The 25,354-nt window shown below is 36.9% G+C and carries 24 protein-coding genes; 9 read left to right on the forward strand and 15 right to left on the reverse strand.

Annotated elements, in window-relative coordinates; genetic code table 11:
* Positions 1-141: 141 nt before the first annotated feature.
* On the reverse strand, positions 142-741 hold the full coding sequence (locus AC4IF5_RS15080) for a nitroreductase family protein (protein ID WP_490735891.1): 600 nt from the start codon (positions 739-741) through the stop codon (positions 142-144).
* Positions 742-823: 82 nt separating this feature from the next.
* Here AC4IF5_RS15080 and AC4IF5_RS15085 point away from each other — a divergent pair, with 82 nt between their 5' ends.
* A complete protein-coding gene (locus AC4IF5_RS15085) occupies positions 824-1,171 on the forward strand; it encodes a winged helix-turn-helix transcriptional regulator (RefSeq protein WP_490735893.1) in 348 nt (115 codons plus the stop codon).
* On the opposite strand, the gene AC4IF5_RS15090 is transcribed toward AC4IF5_RS15085, so the two are convergent.
* The 6 genes from AC4IF5_RS15090 to AC4IF5_RS15115 form a co-directional block, all read right to left on the reverse strand.
* Positions 1,168-1,740: an RsmD family RNA methyltransferase gene (locus AC4IF5_RS15090; protein WP_490735895.1), complete on the reverse strand. Its 573-nt coding sequence runs from the start codon at positions 1,738-1,740 to the stop codon at positions 1,168-1,170. The genes AC4IF5_RS15085 and AC4IF5_RS15090 overlap by 4 nt on opposite strands.
* An 84-nt stretch (positions 1,741-1,824) precedes the next feature.
* On the reverse strand, positions 1,825-2,541 hold the full coding sequence (locus tag AC4IF5_RS15095; protein ID WP_490735897.1) for a DUF3822 family protein: 717 nt from the start codon (positions 2,539-2,541) through the stop codon (positions 1,825-1,827).
* An 18-nt stretch (positions 2,542-2,559) separates the two neighbouring features.
* The gene (locus AC4IF5_RS15100; RefSeq protein ID WP_490735898.1) at positions 2,560-3,054 is read right to left on the reverse strand and encodes a DUF8465 domain-containing protein; all 495 of its coding nucleotides are present in this window, start codon (positions 3,052-3,054) and stop codon (positions 2,560-2,562) included.
* 129 nt (positions 3,055-3,183) lie between these two features.
* Positions 3,184-3,681 carry a metallophosphoesterase family protein gene (locus AC4IF5_RS15105; protein WP_490735900.1) on the reverse strand — a complete coding sequence of 166 codons (498 nt, stop codon included), beginning with the start codon at positions 3,679-3,681 and terminating at the stop codon, positions 3,184-3,186.
* A complete protein-coding gene (locus tag AC4IF5_RS15110; RefSeq protein WP_490735902.1) occupies positions 3,681-4,130 on the reverse strand; it encodes a hypothetical protein in 450 nt (149 codons plus the stop codon). Before AC4IF5_RS15110 ends, AC4IF5_RS15105 begins: the two co-directional genes overlap by 1 nt.
* A gap of 83 nt (positions 4,131-4,213) precedes the next feature.
* The gene (locus tag AC4IF5_RS15115; protein ID WP_490735903.1) at positions 4,214-4,678 is read right to left on the reverse strand and encodes a hypothetical protein; all 465 of its coding nucleotides are present in this window, start codon (positions 4,676-4,678) and stop codon (positions 4,214-4,216) included.
* A gap of 97 nt (positions 4,679-4,775) precedes the next feature.
* Here AC4IF5_RS15115 and AC4IF5_RS15120 point away from each other — a divergent pair, with 97 nt between their 5' ends.
* Entirely contained in the window at positions 4,776-6,320 is a 1,545-nt protein-coding gene (locus tag AC4IF5_RS15120; RefSeq protein WP_490735904.1) for a serine hydrolase, read from the forward strand.
* A 175-nt stretch (positions 6,321-6,495) separates the two neighbouring features.
* Here the strand turns inward: AC4IF5_RS15120 and AC4IF5_RS15125 are convergent, their stop codons facing one another.
* Positions 6,496-7,386 carry an archaemetzincin gene (locus AC4IF5_RS15125; RefSeq protein ID WP_490735906.1) on the reverse strand — a complete coding sequence of 297 codons (891 nt, stop codon included), beginning with the start codon at positions 7,384-7,386 and terminating at the stop codon, positions 6,496-6,498.
* Positions 7,367-7,843: a SixA phosphatase family protein gene (locus AC4IF5_RS15130; protein WP_490735907.1), complete on the reverse strand. Its 477-nt coding sequence runs from the start codon at positions 7,841-7,843 to the stop codon at positions 7,367-7,369. The genes AC4IF5_RS15125 and AC4IF5_RS15130 overlap by 20 nt, the downstream gene beginning before the upstream one ends.
* A 115-nt stretch (positions 7,844-7,958) precedes the next feature.
* Between AC4IF5_RS15130 and ruvX the strand changes: the two genes are divergently transcribed.
* From ruvX to AC4IF5_RS15160, 6 genes are all read left to right on the forward strand, one after another.
* Positions 7,959-8,375 (forward strand): Holliday junction resolvase RuvX, encoded by a 417-nt coding sequence (gene ruvX, locus AC4IF5_RS15135; RefSeq protein ID WP_490735909.1) that lies wholly within the window; start codon positions 7,959-7,961, stop codon positions 8,373-8,375.
* Positions 8,372-8,944, forward strand: a complete 573-nt coding sequence (gene def / locus AC4IF5_RS15140) for a peptide deformylase (RefSeq protein WP_490735911.1) — start codon at positions 8,372-8,374, stop codon at positions 8,942-8,944. Before ruvX ends, def begins: the two co-directional genes overlap by 4 nt.
* A gap of 76 nt (positions 8,945-9,020) precedes the next feature.
* Positions 9,021-9,581, forward strand: a complete 561-nt coding sequence (locus AC4IF5_RS15145) for a DUF5606 family protein (RefSeq protein ID WP_490735913.1) — start codon at positions 9,021-9,023, stop codon at positions 9,579-9,581.
* A gap of 204 nt (positions 9,582-9,785) precedes the next feature.
* Positions 9,786-10,553 (forward strand): nucleoside triphosphate pyrophosphohydrolase, encoded by a 768-nt coding sequence (mazG, locus tag AC4IF5_RS15150; RefSeq protein ID WP_490735915.1) that lies wholly within the window; start codon positions 9,786-9,788, stop codon positions 10,551-10,553.
* 58 nt (positions 10,554-10,611) lie between these two features.
* Complete coding sequence (locus AC4IF5_RS15155) at positions 10,612-11,484, forward strand: hypothetical protein (protein ID WP_490735917.1); 873 nt, start codon at positions 10,612-10,614, stop codon at positions 11,482-11,484.
* 36 nt (positions 11,485-11,520) lie between these two features.
* Entirely contained in the window at positions 11,521-12,345 is an 825-nt protein-coding gene (locus AC4IF5_RS15160; protein ID WP_490735919.1) for a hypothetical protein, read from the forward strand.
* 76 nt (positions 12,346-12,421) lie between these two features.
* Here the strand turns inward: AC4IF5_RS15160 and AC4IF5_RS15165 are convergent, their stop codons facing one another.
* Positions 12,422-16,138, reverse strand: a complete 3,717-nt coding sequence (locus tag AC4IF5_RS15165; protein ID WP_490735921.1) for a metallophosphoesterase — start codon at positions 16,136-16,138, stop codon at positions 12,422-12,424.
* Positions 16,139-16,164: 26 nt separating this feature from the next.
* Between AC4IF5_RS15165 and AC4IF5_RS15170 the strand changes: the two genes are divergently transcribed.
* Complete coding sequence (locus AC4IF5_RS15170) at positions 16,165-17,334, forward strand: Pycsar system effector family protein (protein WP_490735923.1); 1,170 nt, start codon at positions 16,165-16,167, stop codon at positions 17,332-17,334.
* A 20-nt stretch (positions 17,335-17,354) separates the two neighbouring features.
* On the opposite strand, the gene AC4IF5_RS15175 is transcribed toward AC4IF5_RS15170, so the two are convergent.
* The 5 genes from AC4IF5_RS15175 to AC4IF5_RS15195 form a co-directional block, all read right to left on the reverse strand.
* The gene (locus AC4IF5_RS15175; protein WP_490735925.1) at positions 17,355-19,667 is read right to left on the reverse strand and encodes a GAF domain-containing protein; all 2,313 of its coding nucleotides are present in this window, start codon (positions 19,665-19,667) and stop codon (positions 17,355-17,357) included.
* A gap of 183 nt (positions 19,668-19,850) precedes the next feature.
* Positions 19,851-20,363, reverse strand: a complete 513-nt coding sequence (locus AC4IF5_RS15180; protein WP_490735927.1) for a hypothetical protein — start codon at positions 20,361-20,363, stop codon at positions 19,851-19,853.
* A gap of 82 nt (positions 20,364-20,445) precedes the next feature.
* Positions 20,446-21,087 carry a hypothetical protein gene (locus AC4IF5_RS15185; RefSeq protein ID WP_490735929.1) on the reverse strand — a complete coding sequence of 214 codons (642 nt, stop codon included), beginning with the start codon at positions 21,085-21,087 and terminating at the stop codon, positions 20,446-20,448.
* A 297-nt stretch (positions 21,088-21,384) separates the two neighbouring features.
* Entirely contained in the window at positions 21,385-22,374 is a 990-nt protein-coding gene (locus AC4IF5_RS15190) for a hypothetical protein (RefSeq protein ID WP_490735931.1), read from the reverse strand.
* A gap of 92 nt (positions 22,375-22,466) precedes the next feature.
* Positions 22,467-25,346, reverse strand: coding sequence for a glycoside hydrolase family 19 protein (locus AC4IF5_RS15195; RefSeq protein ID WP_490735933.1), 2,880 nt, complete (start codon positions 25,344-25,346; stop codon positions 22,467-22,469).
* Positions 25,347-25,354: the final 8 nt, after the last annotated feature.

Consider the following 25,354-nt stretch of genomic DNA (forward strand, 5'->3'; position numbering starts at 1 on the left):
TCGCAGATTTTACAGATTTAGCAGATGAAAACTATGGGATGATCCTTAATTTGCGAAAAATAAATGGGTGAAAAGCTCTCCACATACTAATAGATACTTGGAAAAATCTGCATAATCTGATTAATTAACAGAGATTAAAAATCATGCTTCTATAATCACTTTTTCAGCATTCAGTCTTTTCTTTGGATTGAACCTGGGTTGATTGGCATCTGTCTCGTCTCTTTCACCAATGGCTACGGCAAATAGTGTTTCGTATTTTTCGTTGTTCAGAATGACATCGTATCCTTCAGGCTCAATTCCTTCCATTGGAGTAGAATCGATCCCCATAGCCGCACATGCAGAAAGCAGTACTCCTAATGACAAATAAACCTGATGTCCTAACCATGATTTTATGGCAGCTTCTCCTTTAGGCTTTACCATGGTTCTGTAATAATTAACAGATCCTTCCGGAAGGTTTTCTTCAATTTGTTTTTCAAAGCTCTCCACGTCTTTGATCACCTGGAATACGATCAGATGGCTGCTTTCCAAAACTTTTTCTTTATTAAAGTAAGATCTGTCACCTAATTGCCTTTTCAGCTCCGGATCATTGATAAAAATAAAGTTCCATGGCTGGCTGTTGATGGAAGAAGGGCTTAAGTTCAGAATCTCTTTCAATTCGGTAATTTGTTCTTCACTGATCTTGGTCTGTGGGTTATACTTTTTTACAGTATACCTGTTTTTCATTTGGGATAAAAAGCTCATAATTTTATACTATCATTTTTATAGTTACAAAATTAATTTAAGTTTATTAACTTTGCAATAACGGTAAAAAATGATAGTATCAATGTATACAGTAGATAATAAGTCCTATCCTTGCTGTACAAGCGTCACGATGAGGTTTATAGGCGGTAAATGGAAAGCTGTGATTTTACATCACCTGATTGGCGGAGCCAAAAGATACAGTGAATTAAGAAAATCTATTCCTACCATTACGGAAAGAACATTAAGCCTTCAGCTTAAGCAGTTGGAAGATGACGATATTATTGACAGAACTGTCTTCACAGAAAAACCTCCTTTGGTTGTTCAATACGAATTAACAGACTTTGGAAAAACATTGCTGCCTGTTTTGGAAGCCATTACAAGATGGGGAGAACAATCTCCTGTAATCTCAAAAAAAATAACTAGGAATTAAAGTTCCTGATTATCTTCTTTATTCGGTTCAAAAAAACTGAAACTCACGTTTCCGTATTTTCGGGTATCTATCAAATTGGGATGTTCGAATTTCATACGGCTCTGATGCTCTACAATAAGAACTCCGTTTACTTTTAAATATTTATTGTTTAAAACCAAAGAGATCAGTTCGTGGTACTTTTTCTCTTCCATTTCAAAAGGAGCGTCTGAGAAAACGATCTCGAAAGATTTTTTATTTCTGAACTTTTTAAGCCAGTCAAATACATCTCCTCTCTGCACATTGATCTGAAGGGACATGTCAAGATCCGAAGCCGTGGAGTTGATAAAAGCGGTATGTTTCGGGTTCATTTCGACAGAAGTAATATCCTGGCATCCTCTGGAAGCAAATTCCAATGAAATAGAACCGATCCCTGCGAAAAGATCCAGCACAGAAATCGACTGCATATCATATTTGTTTTCCAGAATGCTGAATAGAGCTTCTTTAGCGAAATCAGTTGTAGGTCTTACTTCAAAGTTTTTTGGAGCGGCAATTTTTTTGGCTTTCCACTTGCCTGATATTATTCTGAACATGTTGTATTAGGGTTTAGGTAGTAGATTATAGGTGGCAGGTGGATATTTTTTAAGATGTAATCTTTATTACCTGCGGCCTGCAACCTAATTGAGTATAAAATTCTTATTGGGAATATTGTCAAATACAATTTTCAGGTTTTTGACAAATTTCTGAAGCTCAGATATAAACGTTTCGTTTTCCGTAGTCTCACCGTAAGCATAAAAGCTGGTTTCATTGATTCCGAAACCTATTTTGCTTAAAGTAAACATAATGAAATAAAGGAAATCGACTTCCGAGTTTACATCCAGATTGTTGTAAAGTATAATCTTCTTATTATCAATGGCAAAAAACTCACATTGATTATGGTAAAGATTGATATGAATTTCCTTATTGTTCTTATTGCTGATCGAGCTCAGAAATTTTTCTCCGGAGAAATTAAAGTGCACCGGTATCGCAAGCTCCTTTATTTTCTTATAATAATCCTTCGGAAAGGTATAATAAAACTGGATCCCGTATTTTTTGTTGATCGAAAGCATCAGCTCTTCCTGCTCCTTATCAGCGGGAGCATTAAAAGCGATCAGGTCAAAGCCGGTATCGTGCTGGGAAAAGCCTTCAGGCATCAGGGTAAAATGATTAAATGCAGAAATTACCTGGATTTCATCAAAACGCTGTTTGATAAGAACTTCATCAAGCTTTTCTTCTATAAGATGATCTGATGTCTCTTCCGTAACAAAATAAGACCTTTCTTCCAGAATGTTTTTGTTTTTCACAATCTGGTAGATCAATCCGTCTTTGGTAAAAAGTAAATTAAGTACGTTCATATTTCAATTCCTGCAAATTTAGTGAAATTCTACCATTACTGCACCTGATTGGTGGTGAAGTATTTCCTTATTATAAAAATCAATATTGACCTGGCTTTCCAATACATCCCAAACCATTCTCTGCAATATCCCGTCACCGATACCATGAACAATTTCCAGTCTCTTTAAATTATTTTTCCTGCAAAACTCCAGCACTTCGATCAGCTTTTCTTTTTGCATAAACAATCTTTCAAAACTGTCATAATCACCAGGATTTTTTACCAAATTATGAAAATGCAGGTCCAAAACCAAATGATTTTTCTGATGCTTTTTAGAAACAATTTTTTTAGGCTCCGCTTTTTTTACGACTCTGATGTTATCATAAAGATCACCATCCTTGGGAACGAGTTTCGCTTTAGCATATTGATGAGTAAAGCCATATTCGTCTTTAAAAACCACAATATTTCCCTTCACGGAAGTCACAACTCCGTTTAAATCTTCATCTACTACCGAAACCTTATCACCAATTTTCATAATTTTGATAAATGATCAATCAATCTATATCCTTTTTATTAGGAAAGTCTCCGATTTAATCCTTTTTCACACTCTTACTTCCCTTATCACCATCTTCGCTTTTCCTGCTTTCTTTACCTTCTCAGCCTGTTAAACCCTAGATCCCAGTTCAATAACCTCCAGATCTTTAATCTCTTCGCCATCCACTACAAACCGCATCATCGTTCTCACTTTGTGCCAGCCTTGTTGTCCACATGCACCGGGGTTCAGATGGAGCAGCTTATTTTTTTCATCATACATCGCTTTCAAAATGTGTGAGTGTCCGGAAATAAATAATTTCGGAGCCTTTTCTGCGATTTCTTTTTTGGCTAAAGGGGTATATCTTCCGGGATAACCTCCAATATGGATCATCAAAACTTCCAGTTTTTCACAAAAGAAGCGGTTGACTTCCGGAAATTCCGCCTGAATCTTAGCATTATCAATATTTCCGTAAACGCCTTTCAGAGACTTTACTTTTTCAAGCTGTTCAATCACATCCAGGCTCCCGAAATCTCCACAATGCCATATTTCGTCAGCCTGAGAAGCATATTCCAGGATCCGGTCATCAATATAGGAATGAGAATCGGAAAGAAGAAGGATTTTTGTCATTATCTTAGGGTTCTTTCAGTAATGTTTTCGTGGTATTTATCTTTAAAAACCGCTACACGGTCAGAGTTAAGCTCTCCATCATGATTGATTACCCTTTCCTTTAACAGCCATCTTACCAGTTTTTCCATTCCTTTTTTAGAATTCATAAAATTGGATATTTTGGCCATATCTGTAGATTCCACTTTGATCTTTTCGGTTAGAAAATTCAGGATAAAATAATCATCATTTACATATCTTGGTGTCTCATTGTCCATATACTTGTAAAGAAGAACTTCCTCATCATCTTTCATGGAAAAAAATGAATACTGGGCAACATTGATCTTTTCTGCTTTCAGGATTTGTTTCCCGTCCAAAAGAACTTTATCATCCTTGATGGTTACTTCCTGGGAAAAATATAAATTACAGCTCATCATCAGTAAGAATAGAGCCAATAATCTTTTTACTGCCATTGTTTACTATTTTAGACTGCAAATATAAAGCTTTAAAAAATTGTATTGAGGGCCAGTTTTCTTATATAGCTTTTTCAGGAATGTCAATAGGAGATGATTTTCGTTCTGCGTATAGAATCGAGTTTCTTGTCTATATCCGCACTGAATACCCTTTTCAGCTTCAGCTCATTCTCTGTAAGTCTGGAAATAATGAAAGTACCGTTCATACTGGCATTGGATGGGAATAGGAGGGTAAGTGTAGTATCTGAAACCTTTTTCCAGTCTCCGATATAGCGTTCAAAATTTAAATCTTTAGGAGCAACATCTTCCAGTGTATCATATCTGTAAGGCGAGCTGTTCAGATTTCCTGTGATCTTTCCATTTTTCTGAAATCTGAGCCCCTGTCTCCTTTTCTCAAAAGCATTCTGTTTTTCATAGGTGTAAATATGGGTATCCATACTTTTCAGGTTCCAGGTCTGTAAAAGTAAAGGACTGGAACTTCTGTCCTGACTTTTTATGAAACCGGCCGCAAAAAATGATAGAAGAAAAATATAAATAGACTTTTTCATGAATGGTAAAACTAATTTATTGGAAAAAATAAGTAAACTTTTAACACCTGCAAAGTTAGCATCATATTTACTAAATTTGGGAAAATTAAAAAAAACAATGAAACAGAAACTTTCTTTTTTCATTTTTCTTTTGACCGTAGGATTGGCTAATGCGCAGGTTGAAGAGAAAAAGCTGGATGAACTGATCCAGAATACCCTGAAAACCTTCGATGTTCCGGGAATGTCAGTAGGAATTGTAAAAGATGGTAAAGTAACCTATTCCAAAGGTTTCGGAGTACGTTCTCTTACAACTAAGCAACCTATGGATGACAACACGCTGGTCGGGATTGCTTCCAATTCCAAAGGATTTACCTGTGTAGCATTAGCGATCCTGGCTGATGAAGGAAAATTAAACTGGGATGATAAAGTTTCAAAATATATTCCTGAGTTTCAGATGTATGATCCGTATGTGTCTCAGAACGTGATCATAAAGGATCTGGTTACTCACAGAGCAGGACTGGGATTAGGTCAGGGAGATCTGATGTTTTTTCCGGAAGGAGGAAGCCTGACTGTTAATGATATTATTCATAATGTAAGATATCTGAAGCCGGAAAACCCTTTCAGAACAAAATTAGACTATAATAACATTATGTTCATTGTTGCGGGTGAGGTCATCCACAGAATTTCCGGATTGAGCTGGGCGGAATTTATTGAGCAGAGAATTATGAAGCCTGTAGGAATGACTTCCAGCTTTGGAAGCTACAACAGGGCTAAAGCTGCCACCAACAAAATTGATGCTCACGCTCCTGTAGATGGAAAGGCCGTTGCTGTTCCCCACGACTGGAATGAAACAGGCAACGCGGCAGGAGGTATCATGAGCAATATTAAGGATATGACGACCTGGGCAGAATGCCTGTTGAATAACTTTACAACCAAAGACGGAAAGAAATTGGTTTCAGATAAAAATGTTCAGCAGCTTTGGAGTTTGCAGATCCCTGATAGAGTGGCCGCAAAAAATCCTTATGATACAAGCTTCTATGGATATGGGTTAGGATGGTTCTTAAGTGATGTTAAAGGCCATAAGCAGGTACAGCATACCGGCGGACTCATTGGGACGGTAACACAGTTTACCCTGATCCCCGATCTGAAGCTGGGAATTGTAGTATTGACCAATCAACAGTCCGGAGCAGCATTCAATACGATTACCAACACGGTAAAGGACTCTTATCTTGGAGTAGCAGACAGGAACTGGCTGAAAACATACAGCGAAAGAATGTCTAAAATGGAAGCGGATTTTAACAAACAAAAGAAAGATGCATTTGCAAAATCTGAAGCATTTAAAAAAGAAAAATCACTTCAGCCAAAAGCGGAGCAGTTTGCAGGAACTTATAATGACGTTTGGTTTGGGGATGTGGAAATTACGCAACAGGGAAATACCTATAGAATTGCATGTAAAAACTCTCCTAGATTAAAGGGAGAATTGCTTCCTTATTCCAATAACTCTTTTATTATCAAATGGGATGACAGAAGCTATGATGCGGATGCCTATATTATTTTCGATTATGATGAAACAGGTAAGGCGCAGTCTGCAAGACTGAAAGCTATTTCAGAGGTTACGGATTTCAGCTTCGATTTTGATGATTTGGATCTGAAGAGAAAATAAATGGTGAAAAGGTTAAAAAGGTAAAAATCTTCTATAGAGAACGGGCTTGGGTCCGTTCTTTTTTGTATACAGCAAATAATGACTTTAACAAAAGCTGAACTATCTCGTCAAAAAATAAATTTTTTGCCACTTCTCCAAAAGGAGGGAGAATGTGTAGTTTGTAAAAGATATTGGTTTACTGTAGCAGATTGAGGTCCTGTTGTGCTAAAGAAAGTTCTGTATTGAGGTGCTGTTTTTCAAAGAAATTTTTTAGCTCAAGTACCCTTTTCCTGTTATCATAATGCATACTTGAATTCAGTTTTCTCTGACACAATGAGCAGGCTCTTGCGAGGTGATAATCCGTTTCCGGCAATGAATTGGTTCCGTTCATCACACAATTGGCATTCAGACAGTGGCTGATTCCAAACATATGTCCGATCTCGTGTGAACTGATCTTCATTAATCTTAGAAGGCTCTCATTAAAATTGGAATCCGTCAAATGACCGCCAGCAAATCTGTACATTGAAGTTACTCCCACACCATCTTCATAAGAAGCCATCCCGAAAACATAGTTCCATTCCGGTCTGGGGAAAAGATCTCTTTCTGTAATGCCCATCAGTACCACGGCATCTTTGGGCTTTCTCTTGATTAAAATACTGTCCAGAACATAGCCTGCCAATATTTGCTCCTGTCCTTCGTCAGAGATTCTTTTTACATTTTTAGGAAAAATAGTGCTGGATAAGGCGGGCAGAACTTTAGTTTCCAGCTGGAAGTATATTTTTAAATATCGTTTGGTAAGTTCTATTTCCTTTTTCTGAAGTTCACTGAACTCTCCGATCGGCTGAAGGTAGATCGTATTTTTTCCAGGTTCAGGCTTTATCTTTTTTGTTCTTTGAAAATCTTCAAACTGCTGAAATTTTTCCTGATGGTTGTATCTCCAGTTCCCCGGTTTAGGCTTAGGAAGCCTTATATCATTTACTGCAATCGTTTCAAAATAAGTTTTCTCTTTTTTCTGGCATGAAAAAAAGAAAATAAATATTGCTGCATAAAGAATTGTTGGGATGAAGTTATATTTTCCCGGGTTCATAAAAGAAAAGGAGTTTCTTTTTGGCGCCATCAAATTCAGACCAGGAATTGCAGTCCACTTCAAAGCCGGCTACTCCGCAGGTTGGGAAATGAAAAATATCTTCAGAAATGGAATTGGCAAAATTGGAAATTCCATTATTATGGGAGAAGAAAGCCACTGAACTTAGCTTGTCATCCAGACTATAAATTACAGATTCAAAACTTCTTTCCGAAGGATTGTACAGCTTTTCATCAGTAGAACAGTGCAGCTGATAGGCCTGATTGAAAATTTTACAGGTATTCAGGGCACGGACTGCCGGACTCGATATAAAATGATCGATAGTAATATTATTGTTTTTTAAGAATCTGGACATGTTCATAGCATCCTCCAAACCTTTGTCTGCCAAAGGTCTGTCAAAGTCTTCCGTTTCTTCCGGCCAGTCGCTTTTTGCATGTCTAACGAGGATGAGTCTCTTCATATATCTGTTTTTTGGAAGATTAAAATTATAAAAAAAATAATGGAATAAAACATGATTTACATAAAAAAACTGCGTTATGAATAAAATCAGTAAATTTTACTAAATTTGCAGACTTATGGGACAAATCCTTGCAATAGACTACGGAAAAGCCCGTTGTGGCATCGCTGTGACGGATGATATGCAGATTATAGCCAGTGGGCTGGAGACTGTTGAGAACCGTTCTCTAATGGAGTTTTTGAAAAAATATTTCAGTGAAAACAAGGTAGATGAAATAGTGATTGGGCTTCCCATAGATTTGAAAGGAAACATTTCAGAAGTGGAAACGGATATTTTAAAATTCATTGAAGCATTTAAAAAAGAATTTTCAGATATTGCAGTCCACCGTCTTGATGAAAGATTTACGTCCAAAATGGCTTCATTTTTTATTTCCCAAAGTGGAAAGAACAAGAAAAAGAGGCAGGAAAAAGGATTAATAGATAAAGTAAGTGCAACCATCATATTGCAGAATTTTTTAGAACAAAGATTAAGATGATATTACCGATAAGAGCTTTTGGAGATCCTGTTTTGAGAAAAGTGGGAAAAGATATAGACAAAGACTATCCCGGATTACAGGAATTGATAGATAATATGTTCGAAACGATGTACAGCGCGAATGGCATTGGTCTTGCAGCGCCTCAGATCGGTTTGGATATCCGTCTGTTTGTGATCGATGTGACTCCTCTTGCAGAAGATGAGGATTATGAGGATATTAAAGATGAGTTGGCAGAGTTTAAGAAAGTATTCATCAACGCCAGAATCCTTGAAGAATCCGGTGAGGAATGGAAGTTCAACGAAGGCTGTCTGTCTATTCCGGATGTAAGAGAAGATGTGAAAAGAAAGGGTACGATCGTTATTGAATATTATGACGAAAATTTTGTGAAACATACAGAAACTTTTTCCGATATTAGAGCCCGCGTAATTCAGCATGAATATGACCACATTGAAGGGATTCTGTTTACCGATCACCTGAGCGCTTTGAAAAAGAAGCTGGTAAAAGGAAAACTTACAAAAATCTCTCAGGGGGACGTAAGCATCGGTTACAAAATGAGATTTCCAAAATAATTTAAACAAGGATAAAAAGAAATAATAAAACGCAAAAAGCTTAATGCTGATTGCAGAATTTACAAAAAATAAAATTATGCTGTTAGAAAAAATAATTTCAATTTCTGGAAAGCCAGGACTTTACAAATTAGTTTCTCAATTAAGAAACGGATTCATCATTGAAGATGTTACCTCAAAGAAAAAAGTAAGCATTGGAAACTCAAGCCAGGTAAGTTTATTGGACAATATTGCCATGTTTACATTTGATAAAGAAGTTCCTTTGTTCGAAGTTTTTGAAAATATTGCTAAAAACAACGATTATAAGGAAACTATTTCTCACAAATCTTCAGATGCAGACCTGAAAGAATTTATGCTGACCTCTCTTCCTAACTATGATACGGAAAGAGTGTATTCTTCTGATATAAAGAAGTTGGCTCAATGGTACAATATTCTTCACAAAGCAGGATATATCACTCCTGAAAGCTTTGTAAAAGCAGAGCCTGAAACACTGGAAGGTGAACCGGCTGAAGAAGTAAGCATTGAAAAAGAAGCAACTAAGAAAGCGGCTCCAAAAACGGAAAAGCCTGCTGCTCCAAAAGTAAAAGCTACATCAGCTGCAAAATCAGCTCCTAAAAGTACGCACACTAAAAAAGGATAATTCATTTTTGAATTGATAATACAGAGCCCTGTTGAGAATTTTCTTGACAGGGCTTTTTTTAGGTGGTAGATTTCAGGTAGTAGGTAGCAGGGAGACAAGAATGGCATAACAAACAATCAGCAACTTTTATACTTTCACTTCCAACGTTTGCAGTAGTATGCGAATAACCCTTACATTTGTATAATATTGAATTCCCAATTACTTATGAATACAAAACAGGAGAAACTGGAAGCTTTCGAAAGATTACTTGATATCATGGATGATCTGCGTGAGAAATGTCCATGGGATCAGAAACAGACCTTAGAATCCCTTCGTCATCTTACCCTTGAAGAAACTTATGAGCTTTCTGATGCTATTTTACAGGAAGATCTGCAGGAAATAAAGAAAGAGCTGGGAGATGTCCTGCTTCATCTGGTTTTTTATGCTAAAATAGGTTCTGAAAAGGGAAGTTTTGATATTGCGGATGTTATCAATTCACTTAATGAAAAACTGATCTTCCGCCACCCTCATATTTATGGTGATACGGAAGTAAAAGATGAAGAAGAAGTGAAACAGAACTGGGAAAAGCTGAAATTAAAAGAAGGCAACAAGTCCATTTTGGGAGGTGTTCCGAAAAGCCTGCCCAGTATGGTCAAGGCTTACAGAATTCAGGATAAGGTAAAAGGTATTGGTTTTGAGTTTCATGATGCGGAAGATGCCTGGAAAAAGGTGGATGAGGAAATTCAGGAGTTTCATGCGGAAACGGATCTTCATAAAAAAGAACAAGAGCTGGGAGATGTTTTTTTCTCACTGATCAACTATGCCAGAATTTCAGGGATCAATCCGGATTCCGCATTGGAAAGGACCAATCTGAAATTTATTTCAAGGTTTCAGAAGATGGAAAAGCTCGCTGACGAGCAGGAGCTGAAGCTCGCAGATATGTCTCTGGAGGAGATGGATCTTCTTTGGGAGAAAGCGAAACAGCTTCAATAATATTACCTGGAACAATTAATGCTACTTATGTTTAGTTAAAAAAAAATAAAAAATAAATATGTTACGCTTTCTTATGCTACCCGCTTTGTTTTTGTTGAGCTGTAATCCCAAAGCTCAGAATTCACCGGCTAAAGATGATGAATTGAAAGTACAGTTCACGCTTCCTAAAAAGTTGAAGGAAGTTTCGGGCATTACTTTGTCAAAGGATAAGAAAACCATTTGGGTGATAGAAGACAGAGGTAATAAAAATGCGGTATATGGTCTTAATGAGAATGGGCAGATGATGGCTAAGGTACCGGTTCAGAATACTGAAAATACAGATTGGGAAGACATCATATCTGATCCGCAGGGCAATATCTACATTGGTGATTTTGGAAATAACGATAACGACCGGAAGGATCTGGCTATTTTAAAAACGGATCTGAAAGATATTACCCAGACAACGACAAAAGTTGTTCAGACTACCAGATTTCATTACGAAGGCCAGACAGAATTTCCTCCTAAAAAATCCGGCTTATTATACGATTGTGAAGGATTTGTTGAAATGGACGGAAACTTTTACCTTTTCACCAAGAACAGAAGCAAGGGCTTTGACGGAACATTCCTGGTTTTCAAGGTTCCTAATAAAGAAGGGAATTTTGAGGCCAAATTAATAGGACGATTAAAGCTTCAGGGAGGATATAATGATGCTGCCATTACATCGGCAACCATCAACAGCACGAAAGATAAAATTGTATTGCTGACGCATAAAAATATCCATGTTCTTACCGGATTTGCAGCTGACGATTTTAGTGCAACTAAAATTCAGAAAATTGCTCTGAATCATAATTCACAGAAAGAAGCTATTGTTTTTCATGATGATAAAACCTTAATGATTGCAGATGAGAAGGCGAAAGATGAAGGGGGGAATGTATATAAATTTTCATTTTAGAATAAAAATTATATTTTTACCATAAGAAAACTAACCATGAAAAACTTATTTTACCTTTCACTTGCACTGAGTTTATTTTCTTGCAGCAGTAGTGATAATACTATAGAAGATCTCACTCTACCTCCTCCGGTTATACAGACGGAAAAAGCTTATGTTTATGGTGTAGATGGTGTCGGAATAACACCTAACCCTAAAGAATTTTATGAATTTACCTTTGAAAACGGAAACTTAACCAATGTCAAAGGAAGGTTTTATAAAATATTTATGCAAATGGAAGATATGTTTTTTGCGGATAAAATCACTACGTTATCTTATAACAATGATAAAGTAATCTTAAGTGAGTTGGAAGGGCCGAGTTTTCCAGGATATCATGAATATCGTTTTACAATGACTAATAACAAACCTGTAAAGCAAGAACATTATTATGTAAGTGCTACAACTGGTCCCGGTTCTGTAGCCGATACAAAAACCTATACTTATGAACAGGATAAAATCAAAAAGATTTACTGGAAATTTGAGGGATTTGGAGGTTATGAATATTTTACAACTTACTATTATGATAACAATAATAATCTTAGTAAATGTGAGGTCCTGGGAAAAGTGAACGGTGTAGATGATAAATTGACTACTATTACTTATTCTGATTTTGATAATGCTGCAAACCCATTCAAAAAACTTTACCTGCTCAATGATGATCTCTATGAGAAAAGCTTATCTGTTAATAATTTCAGAACAAGAGAATCTGTTACTGTAAATTTAAATCCAGGTAATGGTAACATTCCTCCAAAAACTTCAAAAAAAATATGGAATTATAAATATGACGCAAACGGACAAGTACTATTATACTTTCCATATCCATAAATATTCTAAATACAAAATCCACAGAATTTTCTGTGGATTTTGTATTCATTAAGATTTGTGAGTATTTGCTCTAATTTTAGAACTTCATTCCTATTCCCGCAGAAATCCTTCCTCCATCAGAACCGTAAAAATAGTTCAGCCTTGCGGACATCATCTCTACGATGCTCAGCCATACTCCTGCTCCTGCAGACTGATGCCACTTTCTGGAATATTCATTATCATTCCATACACGTCCTATATCATATCCGATAAGGATTCCCATATTGGCAGGTACAATATTGTTTCTTATTCTCCCAAAATCCCATCTGATCTCAGAATTGTTGGTAAAGTATGATCTGCCGGAGAATCTCTCATTTCTGAAAGCTCTCATCCCGTTATTGCCACCAATAGCTGCCGCCTGATAGAATTCAAAATGATTGTTGTTGATCCACATCACATTGCTGGCATTGGCAAATACAAAATTCCCTTTTTTATCAATCCTGTGATCAATGGCCAGTTTACCTTTCAGAGTGAGGAAGTTTCTGTTAAAATCCGAAAGAGTCGCCTTCCAGTTGGTATTCAGCATGAATTCAAGCCCAAGAGTAGGGAAGGCTGCATTGTCTGCATTTTTATATCCAAATGTATAGTTTGCTCCTACAAATTGCTGGCTGTCGAATACTCCCGGTCTTACATCCGGTGACTGATTGATGAAGCGGCCTTCCTTTCTCTGTACCTTATTATCTTCAAAGGTAAGCTGAACCTGATGGCTGAGATTCATCCAGCTTTTTTTAGCAATTGACGGTGCAAAGCTGAATTTGGAGATTCTTGCTCTGTTGTATTCCCTTTCGGTATTTTCCTTGTCGTACGGGCTCTCATTAGACAGTCCAAAGAAGTTCTGGGAGAACCTTGGAGTAGTATAAAAAGCATCTAAATTGAGATCCCATCCGGAAATGGCTTTTTTGAAAATTCCTTTATATTCCACACTGAACCCGGCTGTGGCAGTATAAAAATTGGTTTTTAAGCTGTGTTTCTGTGTAAACGGATCACGGATAAAATTATTCATCGTATAATTAGCCAGTACACCGATGATCACCCCGTCGTCAGGGTTGTAATCGGCATTAGGATAACCTGCAAATGCATTGTATTTCGGATGCTTATAATTGTATGAATTAATATCATAATCATCGGTGATATTTTTAGTCGCGTTACCTGCGTTATAGGTATTCTTCTGGGATTTGAAATCGTAGATCTTTACCTTTCTTCCATCCGCGACATTATACGTATCATGATTGTATCCACCGATCAGTCTGATTGTCATTTTAGGATTCCCGGTTCCTGTTACGTCATAAATATCATCATCTTCCAGTCCGTAGATCCATAGCTCTTTTGTTTTTGAATCATGGTAGGTTTTTTCAAAGACCAATTCATTCTTATCTTTATTCTTACCTAATTTATACTGCTGTACAAGGACAGAATGTCCGTTTTTGGTAATCACGAATTTATCAGGATTTACAGTTCCTGCCAATGAAACTTTTTTCTGCAGTACATCATAATATTGAGAAGCATAGCTCTGCAGTTTTGTTTTCCGTATTTTCAGCTTTCGCTGGATATCAGCAATTGTTTCATCCTGTACTTCTTTCGGAAGATTGTGGAACGCGTCATCTATGTCTGCATCTGTTAAATGTTCCTGGATATACTTTGCCTGTGCTTCCCATTCTTCCTGGGTAGAGCCTTTCAAAAAGACCAGATCCATCGGGTAAGGTTCCATATTGACCCATTTTACACTGCTGATATCTTCTTTGAAGGTCTTCATATGGCGGATTGCCGGAACGTTCATAATGATTCTGAAGGCCGCACCGTCATACTTGCTGAAGGCCTGGTCCCGGTCTCTCGGGATTGGTTTGTAAATGATCTTGTTCCCATTTTCGTATTCTGCCCACTTCCATTGATCAGAGTGTCTGTCCCAGTCACCGATCAGCATATCAAACAGCCTGGCTCTGATATAGGACTCCTTGTCAACGGAGTATTTATCATTTTTGTTTAAGTTTTTTAAAACATCATCCGTTGAAACAATATCTTTTGCATTGTCAAGTGAAGCCAATGTTTTCGGGTCGGAAGAAAAGCGCTCTTCGATCATATACATCTCATCACCGTAGTCTTCGTTATATCTTCCTAAAGCCTGCTGTTTTGGGATATAATAGAGTTTCGGATTACTATGGAAAATATTCAGCTTGTCTGCCATATTTCCAATGGTAAAAGGCGTGAACGGGTGATTCGTCGTATAAAAATCCAGCAGGAATTTTTCAGGAAAAGTATCTGTCAGTTCCTCTCCGAAAGTACTTTTCTTAAAAGCCATATTGTTAAGGAAACGGATCGCGCTTTTTTTCACGCCACGCATCACAAATTCCTGATCATCCTTTGCTTTTAATCTTAAACTGTTGGATTGGTTTCCTCCGCCTTCCCTGAAAGGAATATAGCCTCCGTTCAGCTCAGAAATATTGGCTGTGGGAGCTTCAATAGGAATTCCATAATATTTTCTGTAATGCTCTCCCCAAAGCCATTTGTAAAACTTTCCTTTTTGGGTGAGGGCTACCGGGTAGATGGTTGAAGAAAATGTAGGAGGAAAAGTATTGGGGAAGTTATTTACAAATACGTCAGGTTTGGAAACAACGGAAATATGTGCCAGTTTTTGAGCCTGAGTATCTTTTGTAGAGAAAAACTCAACATCTGTACTCTCATCTTTTCTGATATTCAGCACAGCAAAACCACTTCCTCCGTAAGAAAAGTCCGTAGATTCTATAATCGTGGAAGGGTCAACTTTGGAGCCGGCTCCACTGACGATCTGTCTTAGGTTTCCGTCTTCGTGGTACTGAAGGTTATGATCATGTCCGGAAACAAAAATGACATTTTCCTTATCCTGAACAATACTTTTAAGCCTGTTGGCAAGATCAGCATAATGCTGATTATTGATGTCTTCAGGACTTGCCCCTGAAGAATTCCTCAGAATATTGATCACGCTGCCAATAACCGGAACGGGGAATTTACTTCTGAGCGGATAAAGATGTGATCTTACGGAATTGAACCCGGCATGGGTCCCGCTGCTGATCACAGGATGGTGCAGGGCTACAATAATTCTTTTACCCTGGTTTTTAATGATAAGATCTTTAAACTCGGTGAAAAAATCCTCACGGGTTTTGATATTGCAGTTCTTATTGATTCCGGGATAATTGTTCCAGTTGGAAAGGACCCACTTTGTATCAATGGCAATCAATTTGATATCCCTGGAGATATTGATGTCATCGATAGGACAGCCATTTTTGGGAAGAAAGGCTTTTTTGTCGTCAAAATATTGTTTGACAAATCCTTCCTGTGCATTGAGGCCTTCCAGGCCATTGTACCAGTCATGATTTCCCGGAATAACTAAGGTTTTTCCTTTAAAATTTTTGGTAATGGCAAATTGGTTTTCGAGTTTTTGCCTGGCAGAAGCATAATCTTTATCCGTTTCCTTAGGCATTCCGTTAGGGTAGATGTTATCTCCCAGAAAGACCAGCATAGAATTGCTGTCTGCAGAATCCAGTTTGTTTTTCAGTAAATTTAAGGTCTTCTGAGCCTGAGGTTCATCTGCATTTCCGGCATCTCCGATCAGGAAAAGTTTAAAATCATTTTCAGATTTTATGTCGGAATCTTTTACTTCAAATAAGTTTTTGCCCTTTTGTACGTTATATGTAGCGCAGGAGTAAAGGACTCCGGCGGACAATACTGTTCTCAGAACAATAGAAGTATTTTTTAGATGATTTTTAAAGGATAAATTCATAAATTTACATTAACAAAAATTCAGGAATGAGCATTCTAGACAAAGCTAAAAATTATGTTGAAATCTTATTCAAAGATAAGTTATCTTCGGTATATTTTTATCATAATTTTATCCATACCGCCTATACTGTTAATAAGGCTGAGGAAATCATGAAAAACACCCCTGTTCCGGAAGAGGATCAGGAGAAGGTGCTTGTGGCATTATGGTTTCATGATACCGGTTATATAGAGTGTGCCCAGAACCATGAGGAGAGGAGTGCGGAGATCATGAAAAGCTTTTTGCATCAGGAAAATTATCCTGAAAATTATATTAATGATGTTGAGAAACTGATCCTGGCTACGAAAATTGCCTATGAACCTCAGAACCTGCTGGAAAAAATCGTGAAGGATGCTGATTTCAGCCATTTTGCAGGTCATGACTATAATGACATTTCCGATGCGTTGAGAAAAGAATGGGAACTTACCAATGTACGGTGCTTTTCCAATGATGAATGGAATGCCGGAAATCTTGATATGCTGAAGAATAAGCATACCTTTTATACGGATTATGCCAAAGAAAACTGGGAGCCTTTAAAAAAGAAGAATATCAGGAAGATTGAAAAGAAGCTAAGCAAAGAAAAAGAAGAGGAAAAGAAAGACAGTTCTGAAGTGAAGAAAGAAAAGGAGAAGTCGGACAGAAGTGTGGATACCTTGTTCAGGGTTACCCTCAACAATCATACGAGGCTGAGCGATATTGCGGACAGCAAAGCCAATATCCTGCTGTCTGTAAATGCTATTATTATTTCGGTATGTCTTTCCGTATTGGTTCCGAAGCTGGATGCTCCGAAAAATTCCCATCTGATCCTTCCAAGCTTTATATTGCTGCTGTCAAGTGTGCTGACCATTATATTTGCGATCCTGTCTACCAAACCCAATGTGACCAAAACAACCTTTACGTCTCAGGATATTGTGAACAGAAAAGTTAACTTGCTGTTCTTCGGGAACTTTCATCAGATGCTTTTTGATGATTATCACAATGCTATGAAGGACCTGATCAAAGACAGAGATTATATTTACGATTCTATGGTAAAAGACCTGTATTATCTGGGGAAGGTTCTCGACAGGAAATATAAGCTTTTATCGATTACCTATAAGATCTTTATGGCCGGAATCATTATATCCGTGCTGTCCTTTGGAGTTGCTTTTCTGAGCCTTTAAATCAGAGACTGATTTTTATTCTATAGATGATTTTGGCTGATTGATATTCTCAACGCCAGCAATCCCGTAATTCCCTGAAGGTCTTCCACTTTTAAGAATTCTATATCATGCTGCAGAATGCCTTTTTTCTGTAATTTGGAGATGTATTCCAGGTATTCTCTCTGGTTTTCCATCCCGAAGTAGACGATGGTGATCTTCCCCGGAGCGGTAATGCGTTCTGCAGAGTCTTTAACGTGAGCTTTATCCAGGCGTTTTTTGATAATCTCATAATAAGAATTGTAGGCTCCGTCTACATCAAAGCGTTTTTCATCCATTCTGAAGCGGATATCTATTTTTTCGTTATAGACAAAGATAAGAGAAGCAATATCCAGCTGAACAGGGAGAACTGTTTTAAAGGACTGGAATTCCTGTTCCATTTTACAAATGGTTTTCAGCTGCCAGTATCTCAGTTTATGAACGACTTTGGAAGTATAGTGAAGATCCGGAGCAATGGACTGTCCGATATAGAGATTATGCTCTACACCATCAGATTTAAACCTTTCATAATAGTGTGGAAAAATTTCCTGAGCCTTGACCTGGCTCTCATCCAGCATATCTGCCAGCTTTCTGTTGACAAGTGTGATAGAATCATCCAGATTTTTTCTGTGGCTGTAAAACAGGTCAGTTTGGGGCAGAACCTGTGAAAAATAATCTTTAATTTTTGATTTTACTTCTCTGGAGGTTCTTACTTCCAGTTTTCCCTGTAAAAAAGGATGGATTTCCTCTCTCAGTAATCTTTGAAAGCGTTGCTCGGTATCGGCTTTGATCTCATTGTTCAGTTCGTTTTCGAAGACCTCCAGCGCCAGCAGGAATTTTTCTGAATCGGAATTGGTGAGTGCGAAAATAGTATTGAGCCATTCGATCTGATGGTTCAGATCTTTAAGCATCAGGTTGAACCGCTTTTCTGATGAGGAACGAATATCTGATACCCCAAATAACGGAGTCAGGTTTTTGAATGATATTTCCTTTAAAGTATGTATTTTTTTCCCAAGGGATGCCGTAAAGTATTTCTCTGCCTCATTTCTGAATTTCCATACCACGCTGTCGTGAATGGTTGTATATTCCCGCTGTATAATAGCTTCGATCTGGTAATTCTTTTCAAAGTAGAATCTGCTGAGCGAGAAAAGGACCATATCGGTAAAAAACTCCATTTTCTTGAGCTTTAAACCATTAAAACTTCCGGCTATAGGAGAGGTAAACTCCATGATGGCAAGGAGCTCGTTATCTTTCATGATAGGAATTACCATGAAACTACTGATATTATTATCCTTTAAAATGCTGAAGGACGGAAGCTGTCTGACATTCTCATCCAGGTTATTCACATTGGAAACCACAATCGATTTTGAATTGTGATTCAAGTTACTGAAAGTAGTTTTACGGGTCTCTTCATCAAAGGTATTGATCCAGAAATCCAGAATATGATTGGTCAGAAGGCTTTCATAAATCGGGAGCTTATCCAGTTTCTGTTCCTTTTTGTTGAAGGTCATCAATCCGAAACTAAGCTGCGGGACATCAAAATACGATTTGAAGATCTCTGTCAGGTTTTCATTGGGATTTAAATTTTCAGGATCGATCTCTATCATGCTTGATTTAAGATCAGAGAGGGCCACTTCAGAGGTACAGTCTACCAGTGAAATAATGGTAAATCCTTTCAATATCCAGGATTGCGATGGAAAATATTTCTTCCACAGCTTAAAATCATCCAGGTTTTCCAACAGCATATCCAGAATCTCATCAGACGGGATCTTTGCTCCTTCCGTAGGATAAATCTCCGTAAAGTCTGAGTTTACTGTAATTTTGTAATGCTTCATGATTCCCTGCTTGTTTGGGATATCATAATAAAACGGGATGCTGCTTTTGATGTCTTTTTTAAAGTAGCTCTGAAGGATCAGGCAGCAGCAGAATACATAAAATTCGTTGTCACTGATATTTCTCAGCTCAATTTCAAAATCCTTTCCTGCATCTTTAAGAATATCTTTAAATCTTTCCGTATAATTGAAAGTGATGTTGGAAAGAGGAATACTTGCCGCTTTTATTTCATTCTTGGTAAGTCCTGTAGGAAAAAGATCGGTGAGAAGTGATCTGATGAGGTCCTCATTCTTTTCTAAAAGGCTTATATCCTGAAACCCATCTTTGAGCTCTTTAAAATTTCTGGTTCTTTCGATCAGGGATTCTGCATAGTTGACCCGGTACTCCAGGCGGTCGTTATGCCGGATGTGTTCCAGTACATCCAAATATTTTTTGAATGAAATATAAACCTGAAAGGGTGAGTCTTTTTTGTAGAGATTGGCCAAAAGCTGAAATTTAGAGTAAAGTTATGAAAAAAGCCGAATACTGATAGTGCAGAAATTTCATTTTATCGTACATGATTGGCAAATGTTTTGAAAAGTTTTACAGCATATTTCATAATTTATTGCCGTTTTTTGACAGGATGGATTTCCACATTACCGATTAATAAATTCAATAGTCTGTACAACTTATTTCGTAGCTTTTTCAATTTCATATTGTTCGGTAATCCCGACTATTGATTCCATCAAGTCTCCTTCCATTATAATTTTACCGGATTTTTGAGATACAGTAAGAGTTTTGTCACTGGAGGCCTCTTTCAGTTTTAATTCATTTCCAGACTCCCTAATGACCTCTAAATTTTTATAGATATTTTCAACATAAGAATCAATGCTGAACATTGCATTTTTTCCATTGACGCTCAGTCCGATCTGTCCCCATGCTCTTGGATCTGCTGTTTCATCTTTTAATCTTAAAAATGAACCTGAGTATTTTCCGTCCCAATTTATATAAGTTGCCGTTTTCTGCACAGATAGACGAGCTGATTTGTCATTTTGCATAGCTTTTGTTTGCTTTTCTGTAAGAGCTTTTTCCGGTTTATGAGATAGGCCTGAAGGTTCTGGTTGGCTTTTCGGTCTGGCTGTTTCTTTGCAGGAGAAGAATAGTAAAATGCCGGTTACATATAGTATTTTATTGATATACATTGTTTAGGGAGAATATGTTTTTATTATCTTTATAGACCTCAATTCTTTAATATCAAAATAATTAGATCCCACATTAGAAGGACTACTTCAATTTTTGTAGAAATTCCGTAGTGACATCTTCAAACTTAATTTTTCCGAAATTCTTTTCTGTCCAGACTTTTGTTGGAATATCTCTTTCATGATCACTCTTGTCAAAGTAGCTTTCTCCATATTTATAGAGGTAAATCTCATCTCCATTAACTTTAAAAGTAGTGTATGTGGTGACTAATATATTATAATCTGAGCAATCCTGATGTTCAATGGTAAAATAGTTGTTTTTCACCACAACAGTACTGAACCCTTCAGAAATACAGCTGTTCCGTTTATCAAAAATCAAATGATGATTGCTCTTCCATAATGCATTTCCTTTGTAGATCTTTACAGGTAATTTAAAATGCTTTTGATCATACACATCTTTATCCGAATTGTTTTTTAAAACTTCAATGCTGTATTTTGTATGGCCGTTATTGAAATTGGAGTTGACATTAAAGACAGTTTCCTTTGAGGTAAGTGTGTCTTGAATGATCATATTAGTTTGGGAAGAATTCTTCTGTTTTTCTATTCTCTTTTCGGTTGTATGATTAGAATAAGAGGCAGATTGTTTGTTATCTTGTTTGTCCGCTTCCTTGCAGGAAAAGGATAGAATTGTAGTACCAAGCAGTAAAAGTCGGGATATTTTCATCATATAATTATGAGCATTTTTATAATAAAACTGGGTTTTACAATCATTTTCTCCGATTAATGAAAAGTCTTTGCCTGTGTAATCCAGTTTTTTGCTTTTTCATATTATATAAACCTGTCCAATGAAGTTCTACTTTACTATCTTTCTTTACCAAAAATTTGTCTTTTTTTAGTTGACTTTCTTATCTTGATTTGTAGAAGGAACAGAAAAGAAGCTGTACAAGTAGCGTGTGCATCCACTATAATTTTTTTTTGAGTAAAATTTAAACAAGCTTTTAACTTTCTAAATATTGCTATTATATTATTTAAAAGTAGATTTATCTACAAAATAGTCCTCGGGAGAAATATTTTTATATTCTTTGGATTCAATCTTTTTTGAGTTTTTAAATACATTTTTCTTAATTGGGTCTTTAGTAAATGAATCTTCAGTTGTTGATTCGAGGTTATTAAGTTTCTCATAATCATAACTGGTATCAATTAATTTGTTGTCATAAAGAAATAAATTATCAGAAATTCCTTCTGGACCAAATTTTAAAACTTCTTTGCTTGATAATTTTAAAGTGTTATTGTCATAGAAAAGTTTATAAATTTCAGCAGTTTTAACCATTGAAGCGTTGTTTTCATACATCACATAAAACTCTTTATCTCTTATCGGAGCAAAAGATGTGGACAAAGACATTTCATTAATGATCGTATTTTTTAATATTATTTTTTTTCCCGCAATTGAAATTTCGAGATTCTTTGCTTTCGCGCTTAATGATAACTTCTGGGGGGTGGCAATTTGTTTTTTTGAAGTTTCATTTTTGAAATTAAGATATTCATCATTTAAAATACTGGATATAAGAAAATTCCCATCTTTATTTTTTTCCAAGAGCAGATCAACGTTTGTTCTATCTTCGCCTTCCCCATTAAACAATAAAAAACTAACCCTAAATTCATTTAGATTTTTGAGTGGTTTGATTTGAAGAGTTTTCATTAGAGTTTTATTATCATAATCCTGGGCTTTAATAAAAGGATTATAGTCTAATACCAAATTACCATCTGTTGATAAACTGTCCATTCTACTCAAAATACGAGAAGAAACAAAATTTTCTATACCTTTTGTATCTCTATATTCACCATAATACTTTGTATAGAACTCCATTAAAAACTTTATACCTTCTTTATTATCATTGGCAATGACAGAATTTGTTTGTACGATTGAAGATTCATTATTATGAATAGATTGACCATTTTGCTTGCAACCTATAAATAACAGTAATAGGGCTATGTACAAATTAAAACATTTCATACAATTATTTATTAGTTAGTTAGTTAGTTAGTTAGTTAGTTAGTTAGTTAGTTAGTTAGTTAGTTAGTTAGTTAGTTAGTTAGTTAGTTAATTTATTGCCACCTGAAAACATGATAATCTTTACCTGTATAATCATTGTGAACGATAATTGAGTTTTGCTTAAAATCTGAGACCCATTGGCTTCCTGTCCACATAGCAATGTGCCCCCATTTACGACCTCCTGTTTTATCGAATACTACGATATCACCTTTTTCAAAATTTGTGATTTTTCCCAGATCAGTAAATCCTATAGATGGCAATGCCGTCAAATATTGCCATGCATCTCCCCATGAACCCCTTATACCACCTGCATTAATAGCCCTTCTCACATATAGTGCGCAATCTCCATATGGTTTTTGAGTTTTAGCATGAGAAATAATATATTCTACTGCTTTATCAATATCGTACCCTTCTTTGGTGTTGTTTTTAGGATTATCATTACAATTGCATTCAATTTTTAGGCATCTTTCAATTTTTTCTGCATATCCTGCAATAGTTGATGCTTTGTCAGTTCCATTTATTACCCTTCTTGCATTTACGTAATCAGTTGTTGTTTCATTAATATAGTCTGAAAGCTTTTTACCTGTAAACACACCTTCTTCACTTCCATAAATAAGTATCTTCATTGCCCATTCATGGTCTAAAGCCAAATCTCTTTGATTGACAAAATCAACTCCAAATTTTTCTGTCATCCTTCGATAATTCTTTTTCCAAGTCAATTGAACATACCCTCTTCCAAAGTACTTTTCACCGTCTCCTTTCTGCGTATTTTCATTACTTGTGGACATTGATCTTCTGTTTTCATCTTTCCCTAAAACAGGATCATACATGTCTTCAAAGTATTTTTTTCTACTATTCCAGCTTAGCCAGTTTGCTTCTTCAACAGGGTTAAAAGTATCACCTGTTTCATGTTTTGCGGTTGCAAGCAAGTAGGCTATTTGTTTAAGGTTACAACACCTTTGCTCGTTTTTGAAATATTCGAATATACTTTTAAATATTTTCTTAAAGCTTGTTTTCACACCTTCTTGTAATGGAACTACATTATCAGATTTATCTTTTTGAGGGAATTCTTTTTGATAAATAGTGAAAAAGTATTCTTCATCAATTAAGCAGCCACATTTGGAGCCAATTTCAAAATACGCCCCTTCCTTCTTCAAAAACTCCTTATCATGCTGCTTTTCACCCTGAGCTTTTGCGTGAAGATACAAGAATTCCGGTACCTTTTTCAATAATTTAAAGGTAATGGTATTTCCGGCACTGTAATCTTTTATTTCTAAAACTTTTTCTATTTCTTCAACGCTGGAAGTTTTTCCATCTTCTATTTTGGGATTTCCTCGTTTCCCTTCCTTGGCGTTTTTAAGGATTGTTCCGGCAATAGATTTTTTCTCAGTGTCATTTTTTATACTTGTAGGACCGCCGAACGTATAGGTGTAAGTTCCGTCTTCTTTTCCTTTGCTGATTTTTTCTTTCCACTGTTTCAGTTCGTCTTCGGATTTTGGGCGGAGATGGATAGGGATTTTGACCATATTGTCTTTTACGGTTCCTGAGAATTCGGTCTTTTCAGTTTCCGGAACTTCCCCATCAGGAGCTTTCTGTTCCATCTGTTCTTCCGTTATTTCCAGAACAGGGAGAATGGCATCTGGTGAACCTTTGATGATCCCATCTTTTTCTTTGATGGAGATAGTGACCTGTTTTCCATCCAGAAGCATAGTTCTGGCTACCAGATACAGTTTGTCTTCTAACGGAGCGCTGTCAACCTTCTTAAATTCTGCACCCAGTTTGAAGGTTTTAAAGGTAACGGTCTTTTCATTGGCAGTGTCTTTCCCATAAGCTTGCGCTATTAATGAAGCGGCAATTACTTCAAGAGTAGTATATTTCTTTTGAGTCTTCAGGCTGTCTTTCACTTTATTAAGAATGGTCTGAGCCACTTTATTTTTTTCTTCAGCTGTCGCAGTCTTGTTAGCGTTCTTGCTTCCTCCGAAGGTGTAAGTATGAGTGCCGTCTTCCTCGCCGGTTTGTTTGGTGTATTCTTTTTTGGCAAAATAGGCATCCAGAAGATCCTCAATCTTCACCTGATTGACAGTGACAGGAGAGATTCCTCCAGGTGCCGGAGGGGCTGACGGCTGGGTATTATTGGCTTGTCCGTGAGCCGTTTGTGGTTCAGGATGTTGTTCTGGTGGTGGAGCAGGTTGTTGTTGTTGTTGTTGTTGTTGTTGTTGTTGTTGCGATTGAGGTTGGCCGGATGATGGTCGAAGCTCTTCAGGAGTATTGATATTTACATTACCGGTAGCGTGCTTTTTGTGAGCGTAATATTCTACGGTTACATAAAATTCCAGCTGCTGAGGATCTGTTTCGCCTTCCATCGCTTTTCTCATAAGCGCTTTTGTCAGCATGAATTCTGCTCTGGCAATTCCGTTTTTTACCTTTTCCTTTTTGCTGTCTATAGGTGTATTGCTGGTATTATGGCCTGAGTCTCTGGAATCATCTTCCCAAAGGGTGAATTGCAGATACTGGGCTTCCAGATTCATGCATCTGGCTTCTGCAACCAGTTTTTCTGTGAAGCTGAAGACCGTTCCCGGGGTGTCGTCTATATATTTTAATTCGACTTTATTGATTCGGGGAACGTCGCTGGACTGAGGCTGTACTTCAAGGGCCATAGGAGCTCTTCCTTCCGGAGTGTGAAGATAGGCTTCAATTCTGAAGGTGTCTTTATAGGCTGTTGTATTAAAGGTAAAGCTGCTTATTCCTTTTTTTCTGATATTGGTAGGAACAAATTTCCCGTTTACCTTTTTGAACAGGTGCCAGGTAACATGTGCCGGATTTCTTTTCTCTTTTGGGGTGGCAGGATACCATTCGTCAATGGTGTAGGTAACCAGTTCACCAACTTTTGGTTTTGTATTTCCAGATATTTTATAAATTCCTTGTTTTGACATGGCAGAAA

The sequence above is a fragment of the Chryseobacterium sp. UF-290 genome (genome assembly GCF_058245615.1).